Below are 17,107 nucleotides of genomic sequence, written 5' to 3' on the forward strand. Positions count from 1 at the left end.
TGGCTTATGTATCCGCACTAATATTCTGACTATCGATGTACTTCTTACCAGCATCGAGAGCCGCACGCACGGCATCAGTGACGCTGCGGTGCCGGCTTTTCGCCAACTTGATCAGCATCGGTAAATTTGCACCGTACAGGATGCGGCGATTTTTTGGTTTGCACGCACGCAGGCTCAGGTTGGACGGTGATCCGCCAAAAAGATCCGTCACGACAACAACACCGTCGCCTACGTCAACTTCATCCGCCGCCCGGCAGATTTCGGCCTCTTTGTCGGCGCGGTCGTGGTCCGGTTCGATCATGATGGCACGCATACCGCGTTGCGAACCAACGACATGTTCGATGGCTTTGAGATATTCGCAGGCCAGGCCTCCGTGGGCCACGATCACGATCCCGATCAAGCTGATGCCTCTTCGCGTTTGCGACGGTCCAATTCGCGATGGCGAATAGACACCTGCCAGTCCGCCTGCGCAAGGGCTGCGGCCAAGCTTTCTGCCATGGCTACTGATCTGTGTTGCCCGCCCGTGCACCCAAACGCCACGGCAAGATGCGATTTCCCTTCCTCCAGATAGGCCGGAAGTAGCCAAAGAACCATATCCCGCACTTTCATCTCGAACTCCTGCGCCCGAGGATCGCCCTGAATATAGGCTTGAACCGCGTGATCCTGACCTGTGCCGGATCTCAAGGTAGAATCCCAATACGGATTCTTCAGAAAGCGGCAGTCAAACACCATATCAACGGATCGTGGCAGCCCGCGCTTATAGCTGAAGCTCTGCACGGAAACAGCCAACTGGCTTTGGTCCCCCGGTGAAAACCAGTGCTCAACCTCGGTTCGCAGCTCGTGCACGTTCAAATCCGATGTGTCGATCAGAATGTCAGCCCGCGCGCGCAAGGGAGCGAGCAATTCCAATTCTCTTTGAATGCCTGCTTCCACCCGATCTGCCGCCGCCAGTGGATGGCGTCGGCGCGTCTCGGAAAAGCGATTCAGCAACACGCTCGTACTGCAATCAAGATACAAAAGCTCGGGGACCACACCCGGCACTGCTGCAATCTGGCCCAAGGCATCCGTGATCGCGGTCACCGAAAAATCGCGGTTGCGCGGATCAATTCCCAAGGCCAGTGGCGTGTCTGTCACCGGATTGTCCAACAGCGCTCGCAAGAGTCGCAAAGGCATATTGTCGATGGCCTCGAAGCCCAGATCCTCCAATACCCGAATGGCGCTGGACCGACCGGCACCAGATGGGCCCGTGACCAGAACAAGTCGACGAAGCGGTGAGTGCGCGGCTGTTTCGGTCATTTCGGATCCCTTCGAGATCCCTTAAGATATTGCATTATCGACGCAGGCCAAGCTGGGTTGTCCACTTTGTGAAGGCACGGAAAGCTGTGGTTCAAAATGGTAACACTGTGATAAACAGGCAACCGGTCCATTTCCTGCTGATCAAGATCTATGACCAGCGAAATGGCCGCCTTGGCATGGGCTACGCGCAAAATCCCGACGCCGCGCGCCTCGATCAGGCCAGCGATGCTGGCTGGCGCTTCTGCCCACACTCTGCCGTTGTGCAAACTGAGTCTTGTTTGGTCATCGGCTACCAGCGTCGCACCTAAACTCATCAATTGCAGGCTCAGACTCGATTTTCCGCTGCCCGATGCCCCCCTGATCAAGACACCGCATGCGCCCACTGCTACCGTGTTGGCGTGGCACAGAATTTCCGGCATGTCAGACCACCTCTAAACCGGCAGACCCACAACAAAGCGCGCACCCAAGGGTTCGGACGTAATATCCGCATCTGTCGGACGAATATTCTCAGCCCAGATCACACCACCATGCGCCTCGATAATCTGCTTGGAAATGGCGAGACCAAGGCCCGAATTGTTGCCAAAATGCGCGTCAGGCCGCTGGGAGTAGAACCGTTTGAAGATTTTGGTGAGCGCCTGATCCGGGATACCGGGCCCTGTGTCTTCTACAACGATCAAGACGCGATTTTCCCGCTTGCGCGCCCAGACGCGAATGGCGTCCCCCTCGTCACAGAACGAAATTGCGTTGGTGATAAGATTCACGAAGACTTGCGCCAGACGCGCCTCCAATCCTTGCACCTCGATCGGTTGTGAAGGCAAATCCACTATGAATTCAACGCCCTTTGTGCGCGCGTCCTCGCCGAGATATTGCCCCAGATTTCCCAGCATACGGAGAAGATCGAACGGCTCTTCTTCTTCCTTGACCAATTCGCTGTCGAGCCGTGACGCATTTGAGATATCGCTGACCAAGCGATCCAGTCGACGGACGTCATGTTCGATCACATCAAGCAGTTTTTCACGCTGATCGTCCCGCTTGACCAATCGCAACGTGCCAACCGCGGAGCGCAGCGAGGCGAGGGGATTTTTGATCTCGTGCGCCACGTCTGCTGCGAATTGTTCATTCCCGTCGATCCGGTTGTAGAGAGCTGCAATCATGCCGCGAAGGGCGCCGGACAAGCGCCCAATCTCATCCGGTCGTGCGGTCAGATCCGGAATTCGAATCCGGCCTGGGTTCACCTTGCGCGCATTCTTGTCGCGCCCCAACTCCGCGGCTGCGGCGAGTTCAGATAGCGGATTTGCAATTGTCGAGGCCAGCACGAGGCTCAGGCCGATCGACACAAGCGTCGCGATAACGAACATTTGCAAAACGCGCTCGCGTTCGTCGCGCACGAGATTGTCAATCTCCCCGGATGCGTTGGTCAGGGCGACGACACCAACGGCCATGTCATTCTGGATGATTGGCGTCACGGCGCTGTGCAGTGTGCCACCGTCGGTGTCCAGTCCTTCACTGACTTGCGTTTCACCATCCAAAGACCGCGCGACCAGTTTGCGCAATTGATCCTCGACGGTAGCCAGCTCTGGCTCTTGCGCGGCAAAAGGCGCCGAAACAACGCGCCACACCCAGCTCAGACTATCCGTAAGCACGGCCCTGTCACTGCCTGGCGCGGTGTCGGCGCGTAAAGGCTCCAGATTACCCCGCGTCTGAGCGATCATTTTCTCTTCGGTATCAAAAACATAGATGTCGTGACCCACGCGGACATCCAGCCCGGCCAAAGTCGAAACAACATCGATCCCGTCACCCGTCGCGAGGTTTACCGGAACACCTGAGGGCAGTTGCGCCTCAAATGCATCGGCAATCAGTTCTGCCTGCGATACCAGCGTTGATATCCGCTGAACCGCCAAACTGTCACGCGTTGAATTGAGATACAGGATACCTGCAACAAGGACATTCAGGGCAATCAGGTTGAAGGTGATGATCTTGCGCGTCAGCGGCGACGCGCGCAGCGAAAACCGGCCGCGCCGCGCCCGGCTGTCACGCCTTTCGGACGAGACCACGCGATCAGGCGCGACCCAGTCCTCCCCGAGCACGACATCGACGTCATGCGATGGTGGGGTGTTCAAATCTCGCACGAATATCCTTTCCGCCAACGCCCCGTCGAATGCCCTTATTCTTCGTTATAGCGATATCCGATGCCATACAGTGTCTCAATCGCACAGAATTGCTGGTCTGCCGTGCGCATCTTCTTGCGCAAACGCTTGATGTGACTGTCGATCGTCCGATCATCCACATAGACTTGGTCGTCATAGGCCACGTCCATCAACTGATCGCGTGATTTCACAAAACCGGGGCGCTGTGCCAATGCCTGCAACAACAGAAACTCTGTGACGGTCAAGGATACGTCATTGCCCTTCCAGCTGACAGCATGGCGCAGCGGGTCCATTCGCAATTCACCACGTTCCATCACTTTCGTTTCTTCGGTCACGCCCACTTCGTCCGACGCGACAGCGTCCTGACGACGCAACAGCGCTCGAATACGTTCCACCAGCAAACGCTGCGAAAACGGCTTTTTCACATAGTCGTCTGCGCCCATACGCAAGCCGAGCACCTCGTCAATCTCGTCATCTTTCGATGTCAGGAAAATCACGGGCATTGCGGTTTTTTGGCGCAAGCGCTGCAACAGATCCATGCCATCCATGCGGGGCATTTTTATATCGAGCACCGCCATATCAGGCAGTCGCTTGTCGAATGCATCAAGGGCCGCCTGACCATCATTATATGTCTCAACCTCGAAACCTTCGGCTTCAAGCGTCATGGACACTGACGTCAGGATATTCCTGTCGTCGTCCACCAGTGCAATCTTGGACATCGCCTGCTTCCTTATACTGCTCATTTGCATTTATTTTTTCGTCATTGTTCCGGTTTTGGTCTCTCGAATCAATCTATAAGTGCGAATCGGCACTTGGGTACCGCTCCACATTCACCAGAATTTGGTTAGTAATGGTTAATTTGACGCAGATTCACGGTCACGGCCTGCCTGGCCTGCTATTGTTTGCGCAACCGTTTGCCATGATGGCGCTAACTGAGACAAAGCTCTCTGTTCATATCGTGAATCCACATGCTAAGACCGCTCTATCGGGCGGTGTTTCGCCGTTTTCGCAATGCTTTAGGGCATCCTCTGACACGAACGCCGCTCGGCGGCATCAGGAGAATCACATGACATTTGGACGGGTAAACCCGCAGTTTCAGCTTGAAGATCAAGGGATCACAGGGCTGGGGAATGTCTACTATAACCTGATCGAGCCCGCGCTCATCGAACAAGCTCTCGACCGAAAAGAAGGGACTTTGGGCAAAGGTGGCGCCTTCTTGGTGACGACGGGCAAGTTTACCGGTCGCTCGCCCAAGGACAAACATGTCGTCAAGACCGACAGCGTTGCGGACTCCATCTGGTGGGAAAACAACGCTGCAATGACACCCGAAGGGTTCGACGCGCTGCATGCAGACATGCTCGAGCACATGAAAGGCCGTGACTATTTCGTCCAGGATCTGACAGGCGGGGCCGACCCAAGCTATTCGATCAATGTACGCATGGTAACTGAAATGGCATGGCACGGCCTGTTTATCCGGCACATGTTGCGTCGCCCGGATGCCGACGATCTGGCAGATTTCATCGCGGATTTTACCGTCATCAATTGCCCGTCCTTTCAGGCCGATCCTGCCAAGCACAATTGTCGATCAGAGACTGTCATTGCGATGAACTTTGATAAAAAGCTGATCCTGATTGGCGGCACCGAGTATGCGGGTGAAAACAAGAAGTCGGTATTTACCCTGTTGAATTACCTGTTGCCGGAACGCGGCGTCATGCCGATGCACTGCTCTGCCAACCATGCGCACGGCAATCCGGTCGACACGGCGGTTTTCTTTGGCCTGTCCGGCACTGGCAAAACGACACTTTCGGCAGATCCTGGCCGTATCCTGATCGGCGACGACGAACATGGCTGGTCCGACCGCGGTACGTTCAACTTCGAGGGCGGTTGCTACGCCAAAACGATCAACCTGAGCGCCGAGGCGGAGCCAGAGATCTACGCGACAACCGAAAAGTTCGGGACTGTGATCGAGAATATGGTCTATGATCCCGATACCAAGGAACTGGATTTCGAGGATGACAGCCTGACAGCCAACATGCGCTGCGCCTACCCATTGCACTACATCTCCAACGCGAGCGCATCCGCATTGGGCGGTCATCCAAAGAACATCATCATGCTGACCTGTGATGCCTTCGGTGTGCTGCCCCCGATCGCCCGGCTGACGCCTGCACAGGCGATGTATCACTTCTTGTCGGGCTTTACGTCAAAAGTGGCCGGGACGGAGCGCGGCGTGACAGAGCCCGAGCCCACATTCTCGACCTGCTTTGGTGCGCCGTTCATGCCGCGTCGGCCCGAAACCTACGGCAAACTGTTGCAGGAAAAGATCGCAAAACACGGCGCGGCGTGCTGGTTGGTGAATACGGGCTGGACCGGCGGCGCATATGGCAGTGGCAGCCGGATGCCAATCCGTGCGACGCGCGCCCTGTTGACGGCGGCCATGGATGGCACCCTGGCTGCTGGTGAATTCCGCAAAGATGCCAACTTTGGTTTTGATGTGCCCGTATCCGTTCCGGGGGTGGCAGACATTCTGCTGGATCCCCGTCGCACCTGGGGCGATGCGGAAGCCTATGACCGTCAAGCGAAAAAACTGGTCGAAATGTTCTCGAACAACTTCGACCAGTACTTGCCCTACATCGACGACGACGTAAAAGCCGCCGCTATCGGATAGCGGCGGCACGGTCACTCTTATAATCAGGCTGCCTTGGCGTGCTCCACTTCGGGCTTCGCCAAGGGTAGATCGAGCAGAAATTCAATGTCGCCACGATGCAGGTAAGACATGACTGTTTCGATCGGCGGCTGGCCGTCACGTGGGTACCACTGTAGCGCGGCGGGATCCTGGTGCATCCAGCCGGTTCGTGATGCGAACCCTTTGTGAGCCACCGTGTTCAGCATGAATGAAAACATGTGGTCGGGATCCCAATGCTGGAGAGCCATCCAAAACCCATAGCGGCACAGGGCGGCTGAAAGGGCGCTGCCGCGGAATTGACCGGGTGCCCCACCAATCCAGAATTCGCCATGATATGCCATACGGCCCGTCATACGCTGTGCGCCCGGGCCAGCCTTGTAATTCGACCGTTCCAGATCAAGAGCAATCGTCGGCGGGGGAAAATCCGTGAAGTTCGCCTGAAGGTGCTCGGCCAGACTAATTCCAGTCAGGTTCAAAAGCCGCAGGGCCTGAGTGTGTACCAGTGTATCTTTCGAATCCGTAGCCACGATCCAGAACGCAGACCCATCACTGAAGCCATGCAGCTCCGGATCAAACGGCACACAGATTCTGTGACCGGGGCGCGCTGTTTTCAGCAACGACTCGTATTGGTCAAAATCGTATCCGACCCTCAACGTTAGGCCATAGGACGCCAACAGTCCCATACTGGACGCGACGAATTTTTCACCAAATTGCATATTGTGGAACGTCACCCGACTATCTCCTTCTCATGTTAGATGAGAGGAGTGTAGCGGAAGAATCCCGAAACGCCCAATAGTGGTTAATCGCTACTAAAACATTGTCATTCCAATTTAAAATTGATGCGCACGTCATCCGCCATTTCATCCAGGGCGGATTGATCAACCCCGTTGATCCGAATCACTTCAGGTCGATCGACCACAACCATCAGAGCAAAACTCCCATCCGGCATTTGGCATCCCAGCAATAGGCGCTCGAATATACAGTGCTCTGGTGGGCCGTCCTTGCTTCGGGCGACGAAGGTTGCAACCTGATCTATGCGCATACCGTGGGTGGCCTGCACCTCGCGCAGCGGCACGTCCAGAACGCGTGCCATTTCCGGCCCAAAAGGAAAGTTATCGAGAGAACGCCCGACGCTGCTTCGCGCCTTGGCCCACCCCCACCATTGTGAATAGAATGCGTTTTCTCCAAGTTCGGTACAAATCCAACCCGCTGCCGTGTCGCGATAGATCAGGACGTATGGCCTGATCAGGTTCATCCTGGGATGCTCCAACGCGCCATCGGATTCTGCCCAGCAGCGAATTGCGGTGCGTAGAAGCGGTGACTTATTCGTCCAGGCGATATTTATGGGTTGCTGCTGCTGGTAGTAGTACCGGCCTTTCCCGTCCGCAAAGGACGTGCCCATCAGTCCGTCCACGTCTTTGATTTGACCTTGCAACCACAAGCGCCCGTGACCCAGCAAAGACAAGGCAGATGGCAGCGCTTCCCGGCCCGCTTCGGTCAGTTCATATCGGCGATTGACGACGTCAAATAATTGAACGCCCCTCAATTCTTCCAGCTGGGAGATATGCCGACGCACGGTTTGACGCGTACTGTTGAGCTCGGTCACAGCATGAGAAAGGTTCAACGTCCGCGCCAGTGTCGTAAATGACCGAATCATTTCAAACAGCAGCGGCTGGTTAACTTCCTGAAATTGTGTGACTGGAGCGTTCAACTTGATTCTCTAATGTATGATCAATAATACCATAGGGTAAAATATATCATACATCAATGCACTATTTACGTGTGCAAAATGTACAAAACTACTCAGTTGAACCGAGTCGCCTGATAGCGGATCACTGCTGTAGGAAATCAACCGGAGGTAAATGGTACAATGGCTCACGCAGTAGATGTTCACGTTGGTAAGCGGCTCAAGCAAATTCGGACCTTGCGCCGTATGTCGCAAACAGATGTCGCCAAGCGTCTGAATCTGTCATTTCAGCAAATTCAGAAATACGAAATCGGTTCAAATCGGGTTGCCGCCAGTCGCCTGTTTGAACTGTCCCGCATCTTTGACGTACCAACCTCCTACTTTTTTGAAGGTTTGACAGAAACCGATCCGGCGCCCCGCCGTGATAACGGCCTCGATATCGTGAACGCCCTCGCGTCGATCGAAGACGAAAAGATCAAGACACGGATCGTCACCTTTATCGAAGACGTATCAGGCCTGACAGTTGCGCGCCGCGCGTCTTAAGCCATAACGGCTCTCCGGATCAGATTCAGGCCCGCGACAAGCAGCACCAATAAGGTCACCCGCTTGAACGCGACCTGATCGATCCGGTCCAGGACCTTGCTCCCAAACCACTGTCCAAGCAAGGCAGGAGCGATCAATGCGGCGCTGAGCGGCACGGTTTCAGCCCGCAATACACCAGATCCTACATGCGATGCCAATAACGCCACCGAGCCAAGGCCATAGATCACGCCCTGCGTTCGCATCTGTTCTGTTTTTTCGGTGCCCAAAGCCGTCAGATACATCACGGTCGGCAGACCCCAAACACCTGAGATGCCCCCCATGAAACCGGCAATCATGCCGAAGCCGGCTTCGACACCGGACCTCTGGCGCGCAAGTGTCAGCCCCCACCCAACCAGCTGTACCAACACAAAAACCGTCACAACGGTCCCGATAAGTCCGAACAAGACAGAAATCGGCAGAATACGAACCAATTGCGCACTGGCAACCAGCACCACACCTCCAACTGTCAGATAGACCCAGAACCGACGCGCAGAGGCCAGCGCCGGGAGAAACCCTTGCCGAAAAGCCTGCGAAACATTGGCAACAAGCGTGGGGAGGATCAGCCCCGCCAGCGCCAGTTCGGGTTCGATAAACGATGTCAGGCCTGAGATCAGAACCATTGGCATGGCAAAACCGACAACGCCTTTGACGAAGCCGGCCAACATCGCGATACTGAGTGCCGCGATCCATAAACCCGGCGGTAGAAGGCTAAACAGCATATCCATGCAGTCCTCATATCCCCGTGCGCCGCACCATGCCAGCGCTGCTGCGCAGAATCACGTTACGCAATAATAGACCAAAGCCACGCAGCGAAACGAATATTTGTTGCGCTGCACCTGCAAAATAGAATAGGACAGCGGGGACATTTATGAGGAGTGGAACGATGGCACATGACGGACAGGACTTGAGCAGCGTAGCACCGATTTTGCTCGACGATCTTTTGACCCTCACGGCAGCAGCAATTGCGCCAGTGGACGCAATCGTTTCGATCGCAACAGACCGTTTGCGTGCAGAGTTGAGCATCGATGGACGCATCTCAAACGACCTGGTCGAACAGCATCAAACGGCTGCACACGGGCTTGCATGGCTCTCTACATACGCCGAATCGCTTCGACAGATGCAAAAATGGGCGGAAGCCCTGACCGCTCAATCCAAATTTGGCGAAGTCGAAGCGTTGATCCATCAAATCGCTTTTGGCGAGTACCTCTGGCAGATTTACGGCGGCATTCAGATGAACCAGGGTGAAATCCTGCGTTTGCAGGACATGGGACTCACCCAGGACGATATGCGGAAGATGATGGTGCCGGAAGTCCAGACCCTGACGCAAAGCGGTAACACCCAAGCTGCCCGTGTGCGTTTGGTCGCTCTGATGCAAGAGCGCAGCGCCGAAGTCACGGTGGGCGCGTCCGGCCTCGATGACGAGTTGGAGATGATCCGAGAACAGTTTCGTCGCTACGCCGTGGAGAAAGTCGAACCCTTTGCGCATGACTGGCACCTGAATGACGAACTGATTCCGATGGAGGTCATTGATGAACTGGCCGAAATGGGCGTGTTTGGCCTGACCATCCCCGAAGAATACGGCGGTTTTGGGCTCTCCAAGGCATCCATGTGCGTGGTCAGCGAAGAATTGTCTCGCGGTTATATCGGTGTGGGCTCTTTGGGCACACGCTCCGAGATCGCTGCCGAACTGATCATTGCAGGCGGCACCGAGGCGCAAAAGCTAAAGTGGCTGCCCCAGCTGGCGAGTGCCGAAACCCTGCCAACGGCCGTTTTTACGGAGCCCAATACCGGCTCTGATCTCGGCTCTTTGCGGACCCGTGCCGTCAAAGGTGATGATGGAGATTACAAAATCACGGGCAACAAGACATGGATCACCCATGCCACACGGACGCAAGTGATGACCTTACTCGCCAGGACAGATCCAAACACGACCGATTACAAAGGTCTGTCTATGTTCTTGGCGGAAAAGATACCCGGCACGGATGAAACCCCCTTCCCGACAGAGGGCATGACAGGCGGCGAAATCGAAGTTTTGGGCTATCGCGGCATGAAGGAATACGAACTGGCCTTCGATAACTTCAACATCAAGGGCGAGAACCTTTTGGGCGGCGAAGAGGGCAAAGGTTTCAAACAGCTGATGGAGACGTTCGAGTCGGCTCGCATCCAAACTGCTGCCCGTGCAATCGGTGTGGCGCAATCCGCACTGGACCTGTCTATGCAATACGCCCAAGACCGAAAGCAGTTTGGCAAAGCGCTGATCAATTTCCCCCGCGTGGCGAACAAACTGGCCATGATGGCGGTTGAGATCATGGTCGCACGGCAACTCACGTACTTCTCGGCTTTTGAAAAGGATGAGGGGCGGCGTTGCGATGTAGAAGCTGGCATGGCCAAACTGTTAGGCGCCCGAGTGGCCTGGGCCGCTGCGGATAATGGATTGCAGATACATGGCGGCAACGGGTTTGCGCTGGAGTACAAGATCAGTCGCGTATTGTGCGATGCGCGGATCCTCAACATCTTTGAGGGTGCGGCTGAAATCCAAGCCCAGGTGATCGCGCGCCGCCTTTTGGGCTAAGGGCGCGATTTCCGACACGGAAATCGGCCGGAAACCGTGCCGGTTTCCGCTCTGTCAATTGACCGTCAGCACAAAACAGTCACTGTGGCGGCATGCTTACATTTGCCGCCGCCGTATTCTTTCTGATTATCACCCCCGGACCGGGCGTTTTATCTGCAGCAGGTGTCGGGGCCGCTTACGGTATGCGGGCAGGCCTGCGCTACGTCCTTGGCCTTTTCATTGGCAACAATCTTGTCATTCTTGCCGTCGTCTCAGGCCTCGCTGCTTTGGTCCTAACGACATCATGGGTCCGCACAGCTCTCTTCGTACTTTCAACAGCCTACTTACTCTATCTCGCCCTTCGCATTGCCTTTGCGGGATCAAAACTCGCGTTTGCACCCGCTACATCTCAGCCAGGCGTAGTGGCAGGCATCCTGCTACAGCCCATCAACCCAAAGGCTTATGCCGTCAATGCGGCCCTGTTTTCGGGGTTCACCATCCTTCCTGACGCCTTGGTCGCCGAGGCGAGCCTGAAGTTGCTGATCGTAAACGTGATCTGGGTTCCAATCCATGTGCTCTGGGTTTGGTTCGGTGCCAAGCTCAAGGAAATGAACTTGGCACCAACACGTCAAAGGATGGTGAACATGGCGATGGCGGCTTCAATGCTCCTGGTCGTTGCACTCGCCCTCTTCTCGGCGCTCAATGACACATAGCGTCGGCGCGTCGGTGCCGCCTCCAATTTAAGTGCGCAACCTTCACGGTAATGCGACACCACCTGCGATACATGCTCAATTTCTGCGCACCACACACCCATGCATGTGCGGCATAACGCCGATGCCCCGCGATCAGGCGGCTTTCACTTGTATCATGAAATACGCAGGCGTATTGCATGGAGCATGGCAAAACCTCCTCTTTCCCCCGCCGCCTGGATTGATGCCGGGCTTGAGCAATTAACATCCCTCGGGCAGTCCGCACTGCGCGCGGAACCCTTGTCACGCCACCTCAAGACCTCAAAAGGTTCGTTCTATTGGCACTTCAAAGATGTGCCGGCATTTCAGTCTGCCCTTCTTGAAGAATGGAAATCCCGTGCCTTGGCCACGCTGAGCGAAAACGCCGCGGCCGACGGGTCCTCCACGGATAAACTGATAAGATTCGGTCAAAGCGTTCAGGGCGACATCTCTAGCCCGGCACTGCGTGCCTGGGCTCTTGAGAATGCCGAAGTGGCGTCCGCCCTTGCCGAAGTCGACGCTGCCAGAATGGATCAGCTTATCGGTATCTTGACCGAAATTGGCGTGACGAACGACGACTTCGCCAAGGCGGCTTATGGCTCGCTCGTCGGGTTGCAACAGATGAACGTCGATAGTGGAGACGCTCTTGTGGCTTATGCTACACTGGTCGATCTGGCTCTCGCCTTGGAATGAAAAGACTCGGCGCGCTGGCCCTGGTTGCTTTGCTATCAGCGTGCCAAGGCGATGAAACGGTTGCAGCCTATGGTGCGGCTGGCAAGACGTGGCATTTGACGGAACTGGGCGGTGTACGCTTCACCGCGCGCGCAACGGTTAGGTTTCCCGAATTTGGAAAAATCGCGGGGGACGGGCCGTGTAACCGCTACTCCACCTCAATGACAGTGCCTTATCCTTGGTTCGAAGCCGGGACCATCCAGTCAACAGATATGGCCTGCCCCGATCTGGATGCTGAACACGCGTTTTTTGCAGCGCTCGCATCCATGTCACAATCTGAAGTCTGGGGCGATACCATGATCCTGCGCACCGAAGACGGACAGGAAATGGTATTCAAAGCGTCCGGCTAAATGCCGCCACAAAACGAGCGCGGGCGTCGGGCAATGGCCTTGAACCCAAATCCGGCGCCATGCGCGACGCTAAAAAATAACCCGTTGTTTCAAGTGCTTGAACGATATCCATATCGCTGGCTTGTCCATCTCCGCGCAGAACAGGTGGCAAGGGCAACATCCGGTCCGCCCAGGCGCCCGCCCCTTTGGCGGACACCGCCCTGCCCGACTTGGGCGAGACATAGATCAAATCCTCTGCGCTGCCCGTTACTGCACAGGAACTCAGGTCCAGACCAAATCCCATTTCGTTCAACAGGGCGACCTCCCATTGCAGGTAAGCCAGCGGCCACACCGCGTCCTGGCCCAGCAGGTCCAGAAGTTGCTCGGATCGGCGGTACAAGACTGGATGGGGTTCCCGCTCGGGCAGGCAAAAACTCAGCAAAGCTGTGACCGTATTCAATCCGGCCAATGCCAAACGGCTGTCCATGACCAAAGCCGCCCGGCTGCGCACCGGCTCCACGGCAAAGGTTCCAATCTGGTCTTCAAGCCGCGCGCGCCAAGCGACGTCCAACTGCGCACCTGGTTGCAAAATGGGCGCGATCTTGCGGCTGGTGCCGCCGCGCACCACGCCTGCATGACGCCCTTTGTCTTCGGTAAAGACCTCAATGATCGCACTGGTTTCCCCGTGGCGGCGCACGTTCAGCAATATGCCTGCGCCACGCCATTCCACGTCAGGAAAGTCCCTCTTGATCGAGCAAATGGCGCCCCCGCCGATCTTCGATCTCGATCACCCACACATCCGGATCAAATCCGCGTTGACGGGCCACCGCTGCATCCACATCCGCTTCTGGCCCACTGGCCAGTTCAGACCAGACCCGCGCATCTGACATCAGGTCAAAACTGCGCTGAAACAATACGGCCTGCCCATCCAGCGTGTTCAGCTTCACCAGAACAGCACCCCCGGTATCATCCCCATGGGCCACAACAAACCCGGGCACATCCGCAAAACGCAACCGCGCCAGATACGCATCCACCCAAAACCGGGACGTCAGGCGGGGCACGGCATCCCTCGCTTCTCTGTTCCTGAAAAATCCTCCCCGAAGGGTCGGCTTGCAATCGGATCAGAGGTTTCCATCTTTGAAGTCCAGACCCATCTCGGAATAACGTTCCGCTTCTTCCTGCCATTTCTCTCGCACTTTAACCTGCAAAAACAAATGCACCTTGCGGCCCAAAAACTCTGTCAGTTCCGCACGCGAAGCCTGGCTGACCGATTTGATCGTCTCGCCCTTGTTGCCCAAGACGATCCCCTTGTGACCATCCCGGCTCACATAGATAATCTGATCCACACGGGCCGACCCGTCCTTGCGCTCTTCCCAGTTCTCGGTTTCGACAGTCAACTGATAGGGCAACTCCTGATGCAAACGCAGGGTCAGTTTTTCGCGGGTCATCTCGGCAGCGATCATGCGCATTGGCAGGTCCGCTATCTGATCTTCCGGGTAAAGCCACGGACCTTCCGGCACCTGACCCGCCAACCACTGCCGCAAGGTGTCAACACCGTGCCCCTTTTCAGCAGAGATCATGAAGGTCTCGGCGAAATCATAGCGCTCATTCAAATCCTGCGTCAGGCTCAGCAACGCAGGCGCTTCCACCCGGTCAATCTTGTTGATCGCCAGCGCCACGGTGCGACCCTTGCCGATCTCGGCCAGGCCCTCGAGGATCCGCTCGACACCTTCTGTCACACGACGGTGCGCTTCGATCATCAAAACAACGACATCCGCGTCCGCAGCCCCGCCCCAGGCGGCGGCAACCATGGCCCGGTCCAAACGGCGGCGTGGTTTGAACAGGCCCGGCGTGTCAACGAAAACGATCTGGCTGTCGCCCTCCATCGCAACGCCGCGAATACGCGCCCGCGTCGTTTGCACCTTGTGCGTCACGATCGAAACCTTTGCCCCGACCATGCGATTGAGCAGCGTGGATTTTCCCGCGTTGGGTTCTCCGATCAGGGCAACAAATCCGGCACGGGTGGTCATATCTCTTGCTCCAATTTGGCCAGTAGGGACTTGGCAGCAGCCTGTTGCGCCTCGCGTTTCGATCCGGCAGTGGCACGTGCTTCAGCACCCGTGCTCAGTTGCGCGGAGATTGTGAACACCGGCGCATGATCCGGACCGGTACGGTCCATCTCGACATATTCCGGCGGCGTCAGGCCGCGCGCCTGCGCCCATTCCTGCAAAGCGGTCTTGGCATCGCGGGCATCGGCCTCAACGGTCGTGATCCGATCAGCCCACAGGCGCAGGATCATATCACGGGCCGCGTCAAATCCTGCATCCAGATAGACGGCAGCAATGACGGCCTCGACCGCATCCCCCAACAGGGCCAGTTTGCGCCGCCCCCCCGATACCATCTCGGACCGCCCCAAACGCACAACGGCACCCAAATCGATTTCACGGGCGACGTCGGCACATGTTTCCTTGCGCACCAGTGCGTTGAAGCGCGGCGCGAGTGTTCCCTCGGACGCATCCGGGTCCGCTTCGATCAGCGCCTGAGCCATCACGAGGCCCAAAACCCTGTCTCCCAAAAACTCCAGCCGCTGGTTGTCACTGCGCGTGGGCGACGACATCGACGCATGTGTCACCGCCTCGATCAAAAGGTCGGGTGCCGCGAAACTATGCCCGATCCGGCCTTCGAAGGCCCTGAGGTCCGCGCCCAGCTTCACTCGATTCCCTTAAAGAACCGATCCCCGCGCCAGGTCCAGAAATAGAGCATGGACCGGCCCGCCGACGAGAACATGATGCGGTCCGCGCGGCCAATCAGGTTTTCGAAAGGAACGTAACCCACGCCACCCGCGACCTGCGCGATGCGGCTGTCGGACGAGTTGTCGCGATTGTCGCCCATGAAAAAGAAGTGTCCATCCGGCACGCGGAAAACAGGAGTGTTGTCGGACTGCTGATTGCCGATGTTCAAAATCACATGTTCATTGCCATTGGGGAACGTCTCGATAAAGCGGGATTTGACACATTCGCCGCCCAGCCCGACCGACCCGTTTTCACAACGCGGCAACAGGCCTTGCGGACCTTGGCGTTCGAACAATTCGACAAACTGGCCGTCGGGCTGTTGCGGGACGGGTGTGCCGTTCAATATCAGGATGCCGTCCTGGACCTGAATCGTGTCTCCCGGCAGGCCGACCAGCCGTTTGATATAGTCCGAACCGGAAACCGGATGGCGGAACACGACGACGTCGCCCCGCTCAGGCTCACCTGCGAAAATGCGCGTGTTGTCCCCGTCGATAAATCCACACAGCTTCTTGGCATCAAGGCCGATGATCGGAATGGACGGACAGGACGCGTAGGAATAGCCGTAAACCATTTTATTCACGAATAAAAAGTCGCCGATCAGCAGCGTTTCTTTCATCGACCCGGACGGAATCCAGAAGGGCTGAAAAAACAACGTGCGGAACACACCGGCAATCAGCAGCGCATAGACGATGGTTTTGATCGTCTCCACTATGCCGTTTTCTGCTTTTTCCTTGGCTGCCATTGGGCGCTCCTGCTCGGATCATCGGGGTCGTGGCTACATGCGGGCACCATGCTTGACTGTCAAGGCAACGCGACGGCAGTTTGACGCCTTCAGCCTACCCCTATGACATGCCTTGGGCCGCTGCAACGGGCCGCGCTTCGATCACAACAAAAGCCTGCGCCCATGGGTGATCATCCGTCAGCGTCACATGGATGATGGCCTCGTGCCCGTCCGGCGTCATCTTGGCCAGCCGATCCGCCGCCCATCCGGTCACGGCCATTACGGGTTGGCCGGTCGGCAGGTTGCTGACAGCCATGTCCTTCCAGGAAATACCCATGCGCAAACCGGTCCCGAGCGCTTTGGAACAAGCCTCTTTGGCAGCCCACCGCTTGGCATAGGTGCCCGCGACATCAGTGCGACGTTCCGCCTTGCGCTGCTCGACTTCGGTAAAGACCCGATTGCGAAACCGATCCCCAAAGCGATCAAGCGTATTTTGAATTCGTTCGATATTGGCCAGGTCGGTTCCAATCCCCAGAATCACCGGGGCACCTCGATGTCAAATACAAGGATGCCGTCGCCACCGCCGTGACAGAGGTCAACAAGCTGCGCGCCCAATGCCTTATGTTCAGGATCGACGGCATAAGCCGCCAAGGCTTTGGCGTTGCGCGCATCCAGCGTGAAGCCATAGGCGTAGTCGGGTGTCTTGTCCTCGAAATCGCGGTTCGGACCTGCGCAAAAGTCGCCGCACCCATCGAGCCGGTCCACCACCTTGGCCAGATCGAGCATGACCGCATTGACCTGCCTTGGGTCAGCGTCTTCGCGCAAACGTAGCATCACACAGTGACGGATCATGTCACAG

The 17,107-nt window shown here is 56.7% G+C and carries 21 protein-coding genes; 6 read left to right on the forward strand and 15 right to left on the reverse strand.

Annotated elements, in window-relative coordinates:
• Positions 1–4: 4 nt before the first annotated feature.
• From LC354_RS03025 to LC354_RS03045, 5 genes are read right to left on the reverse strand one after another with little or no spacing between them, the layout of a single operon-like run.
• Entirely contained in the window at positions 5–400 is a 396-nt protein-coding gene (locus tag LC354_RS03025; RefSeq protein WP_223421361.1) for a PTS sugar transporter subunit IIA, read from the reverse strand.
• Positions 397–1,296: an RNase adapter RapZ gene (gene rapZ, locus LC354_RS03030; RefSeq protein WP_223421362.1), complete on the reverse strand. Its 900-nt coding sequence runs from the start codon at positions 1,294–1,296 to the stop codon at positions 397–399. Before rapZ ends, LC354_RS03025 begins: the two co-directional genes overlap by 4 nt.
• A complete protein-coding gene (locus LC354_RS03035; RefSeq protein ID WP_223421363.1) occupies positions 1,293–1,715 on the reverse strand; it encodes an HPr kinase/phosphorylase in 423 nt (140 codons plus the stop codon). Before LC354_RS03035 ends, rapZ begins: the two co-directional genes overlap by 4 nt.
• A 12-nt stretch (positions 1,716–1,727) precedes the next feature.
• Complete coding sequence (locus tag LC354_RS03040) at positions 1,728–3,425, reverse strand: sensor N-terminal transmembrane domain-containing protein (RefSeq protein ID WP_223421364.1); 1,698 nt, start codon at positions 3,423–3,425, stop codon at positions 1,728–1,730.
• A gap of 35 nt (positions 3,426–3,460) precedes the next feature.
• Complete coding sequence (locus LC354_RS03045; RefSeq protein WP_223421365.1) at positions 3,461–4,162, reverse strand: response regulator transcription factor; 702 nt, start codon at positions 4,160–4,162, stop codon at positions 3,461–3,463.
• Between the two features lie 347 nt (positions 4,163–4,509).
• Here LC354_RS03045 and LC354_RS03050 point away from each other — a divergent pair, with 347 nt between their 5' ends.
• On the forward strand, positions 4,510–6,108 hold the full coding sequence (locus LC354_RS03050) for a phosphoenolpyruvate carboxykinase (RefSeq protein ID WP_223421366.1): 1,599 nt from the start codon (positions 4,510–4,512) through the stop codon (positions 6,106–6,108).
• A gap of 23 nt (positions 6,109–6,131) precedes the next feature.
• Here LC354_RS03050 and LC354_RS03055 read toward each other — a convergent pair whose 3' ends face one another.
• The gene (locus tag LC354_RS03055) at positions 6,132–6,857 is read right to left on the reverse strand and encodes a hypothetical protein (protein ID WP_223421367.1); all 726 of its coding nucleotides are present in this window, start codon (positions 6,855–6,857) and stop codon (positions 6,132–6,134) included.
• Positions 6,858–6,946: 89 nt separating this feature from the next.
• Positions 6,947–7,783, reverse strand: a complete 837-nt coding sequence (locus LC354_RS03060) for a LysR family transcriptional regulator (protein WP_223421368.1) — start codon at positions 7,781–7,783, stop codon at positions 6,947–6,949.
• 213 nt (positions 7,784–7,996) lie between these two features.
• On the opposite strand from LC354_RS03060, the gene LC354_RS03065 reads away from it, so the two are divergent.
• Complete coding sequence (locus LC354_RS03065) at positions 7,997–8,356, forward strand: helix-turn-helix domain-containing protein (protein WP_223421369.1); 360 nt, start codon at positions 7,997–7,999, stop codon at positions 8,354–8,356.
• On the opposite strand, the gene LC354_RS03070 is transcribed toward LC354_RS03065, so the two are convergent.
• A complete protein-coding gene (locus LC354_RS03070) occupies positions 8,353–9,120 on the reverse strand; it encodes a sulfite exporter TauE/SafE family protein (RefSeq protein ID WP_223421370.1) in 768 nt (255 codons plus the stop codon). The two genes, LC354_RS03065 and LC354_RS03070, sit on opposite strands and share 4 nt — an antisense overlap.
• A gap of 158 nt (positions 9,121–9,278) precedes the next feature.
• Here LC354_RS03070 and LC354_RS03075 point away from each other — a divergent pair, with 158 nt between their 5' ends.
• The 4 genes from LC354_RS03075 to LC354_RS03090 all read left to right on the forward strand — a co-directional run bounded on the left by LC354_RS03075 (position 9,279) and on the right by LC354_RS03090 (position 12,756).
• The gene (locus tag LC354_RS03075; protein WP_223421371.1) at positions 9,279–10,967 is read left to right on the forward strand and encodes an acyl-CoA dehydrogenase family protein; all 1,689 of its coding nucleotides are present in this window, start codon (positions 9,279–9,281) and stop codon (positions 10,965–10,967) included.
• A gap of 92 nt (positions 10,968–11,059) precedes the next feature.
• Positions 11,060–11,659, forward strand: a complete 600-nt coding sequence (locus LC354_RS03080) for a LysE family translocator (protein WP_223421372.1) — start codon at positions 11,060–11,062, stop codon at positions 11,657–11,659.
• Between the two features lie 183 nt (positions 11,660–11,842).
• Positions 11,843–12,367, forward strand: coding sequence for a TetR/AcrR family transcriptional regulator (locus LC354_RS03085; protein WP_223421373.1), 525 nt, complete (start codon positions 11,843–11,845; stop codon positions 12,365–12,367).
• Positions 12,364–12,756, forward strand: coding sequence for an META domain-containing protein (locus LC354_RS03090; protein WP_223421374.1), 393 nt, complete (start codon positions 12,364–12,366; stop codon positions 12,754–12,756). The genes LC354_RS03085 and LC354_RS03090 overlap by 4 nt, the downstream gene beginning before the upstream one ends.
• Here LC354_RS03090 and recO read toward each other — a convergent pair.
• The 7 genes from recO to LC354_RS03125 all read right to left on the reverse strand — a co-directional run bounded on the left by recO (position 12,740) and on the right by LC354_RS03125 (position 17,100).
• Positions 12,740–13,465, reverse strand: coding sequence for a DNA repair protein RecO (gene recO / locus LC354_RS03095; protein ID WP_223421375.1), 726 nt, complete (start codon positions 13,463–13,465; stop codon positions 12,740–12,742). The two genes, LC354_RS03090 and recO, sit on opposite strands and share 17 nt — an antisense overlap.
• 1 nt (position 13,466) lies before the next feature.
• Positions 13,467–13,796, reverse strand: coding sequence for a DUF1491 family protein (locus tag LC354_RS03100; protein WP_223421376.1), 330 nt, complete (start codon positions 13,794–13,796; stop codon positions 13,467–13,469).
• Between the two features lie 60 nt (positions 13,797–13,856).
• A complete protein-coding gene (gene era / locus LC354_RS03105) occupies positions 13,857–14,765 on the reverse strand; it encodes a GTPase Era (protein ID WP_223421377.1) in 909 nt (302 codons plus the stop codon).
• Complete coding sequence (gene rnc / locus LC354_RS03110) at positions 14,762–15,448, reverse strand: ribonuclease III (protein ID WP_223421378.1); 687 nt, start codon at positions 15,446–15,448, stop codon at positions 14,762–14,764. Before rnc ends, era begins: the two co-directional genes overlap by 4 nt.
• Positions 15,445–16,269 carry a signal peptidase I gene (lepB, locus tag LC354_RS03115; protein WP_223421379.1) on the reverse strand — a complete coding sequence of 275 codons (825 nt, stop codon included), beginning with the start codon at positions 16,267–16,269 and terminating at the stop codon, positions 15,445–15,447. Before lepB ends, rnc begins: the two co-directional genes overlap by 4 nt.
• Before the next feature lie 100 nt (positions 16,270–16,369).
• On the reverse strand, positions 16,370–16,789 hold the full coding sequence (acpS, locus tag LC354_RS03120) for a holo-ACP synthase (protein WP_223421380.1): 420 nt from the start codon (positions 16,787–16,789) through the stop codon (positions 16,370–16,372).
• A complete protein-coding gene (locus LC354_RS03125) occupies positions 16,786–17,100 on the reverse strand; it encodes a Dabb family protein (RefSeq protein WP_223421381.1) in 315 nt (104 codons plus the stop codon). Before LC354_RS03125 ends, acpS begins: the two co-directional genes overlap by 4 nt.
• Between the last annotated feature and the right edge of the window lie 7 nt (positions 17,101–17,107).

The organism is Tateyamaria pelophila, from assembly GCF_019966495.1.
GTDB lineage: Bacteria > Pseudomonadota > Alphaproteobacteria > Rhodobacterales > Rhodobacteraceae > Tateyamaria > Tateyamaria pelophila.

What these genes read in the sequence shown, in the direction of transcription:
- LC354_RS03080 (WP_223421372.1), top strand. Translation starts at nt 11,060, where the DNA reads ATGCTTACATTTGCCGCCGCCGTATTCTTTCTGATTATCACCCCCGGA.
- LC354_RS03060 (WP_223421368.1), bottom strand. Translation starts at nt 7,783, where the DNA reads ATGATTCGGTCATTTACGACACTGGCGCGGACGTTGAACCTTTCTCAT.
- LC354_RS03075 (WP_223421371.1), top strand. Translation starts at nt 9,279, where the DNA reads ATGGCACATGACGGACAGGACTTGAGCAGCGTAGCACCGATTTTGCTC.
- LC354_RS03050 (WP_223421366.1), top strand. Translation starts at nt 4,510, where the DNA reads ATGACATTTGGACGGGTAAACCCGCAGTTTCAGCTTGAAGATCAAGGG.
- LC354_RS03065 (WP_223421369.1), top strand. Translation starts at nt 7,997, where the DNA reads ATGGCTCACGCAGTAGATGTTCACGTTGGTAAGCGGCTCAAGCAAATT.
- LC354_RS03125 (WP_223421381.1), bottom strand. Translation starts at nt 17,100, where the DNA reads ATGATCCGTCACTGTGTGATGCTACGTTTGCGCGAAGACGCTGACCCA.
- LC354_RS03035 (WP_223421363.1), bottom strand. Translation starts at nt 1,715, where the DNA reads ATGCCGGAAATTCTGTGCCACGCCAACACGGTAGCAGTGGGCGCATGC.
- era (WP_223421377.1), bottom strand. Translation starts at nt 14,765, where the DNA reads ATGACCACCCGTGCCGGATTTGTTGCCCTGATCGGAGAACCCAACGCG.
- lepB (WP_223421379.1), bottom strand. Translation starts at nt 16,269, where the DNA reads ATGGCAGCCAAGGAAAAAGCAGAAAACGGCATAGTGGAGACGATCAAA.
- LC354_RS03045 (WP_223421365.1), bottom strand. Translation starts at nt 4,162, where the DNA reads ATGTCCAAGATTGCACTGGTGGACGACGACAGGAATATCCTGACGTCA.
- rapZ (WP_223421362.1), bottom strand. Translation starts at nt 1,296, where the DNA reads ATGACCGAAACAGCCGCGCACTCACCGCTTCGTCGACTTGTTCTGGTC.
- LC354_RS03090 (WP_223421374.1), top strand. Translation starts at nt 12,364, where the DNA reads ATGAAAAGACTCGGCGCGCTGGCCCTGGTTGCTTTGCTATCAGCGTGC.
- LC354_RS03085 (WP_223421373.1), top strand. Translation starts at nt 11,843, where the DNA reads ATGGCAAAACCTCCTCTTTCCCCCGCCGCCTGGATTGATGCCGGGCTT.
- LC354_RS03070 (WP_223421370.1), bottom strand. Translation starts at nt 9,120, where the DNA reads ATGGATATGCTGTTTAGCCTTCTACCGCCGGGTTTATGGATCGCGGCA.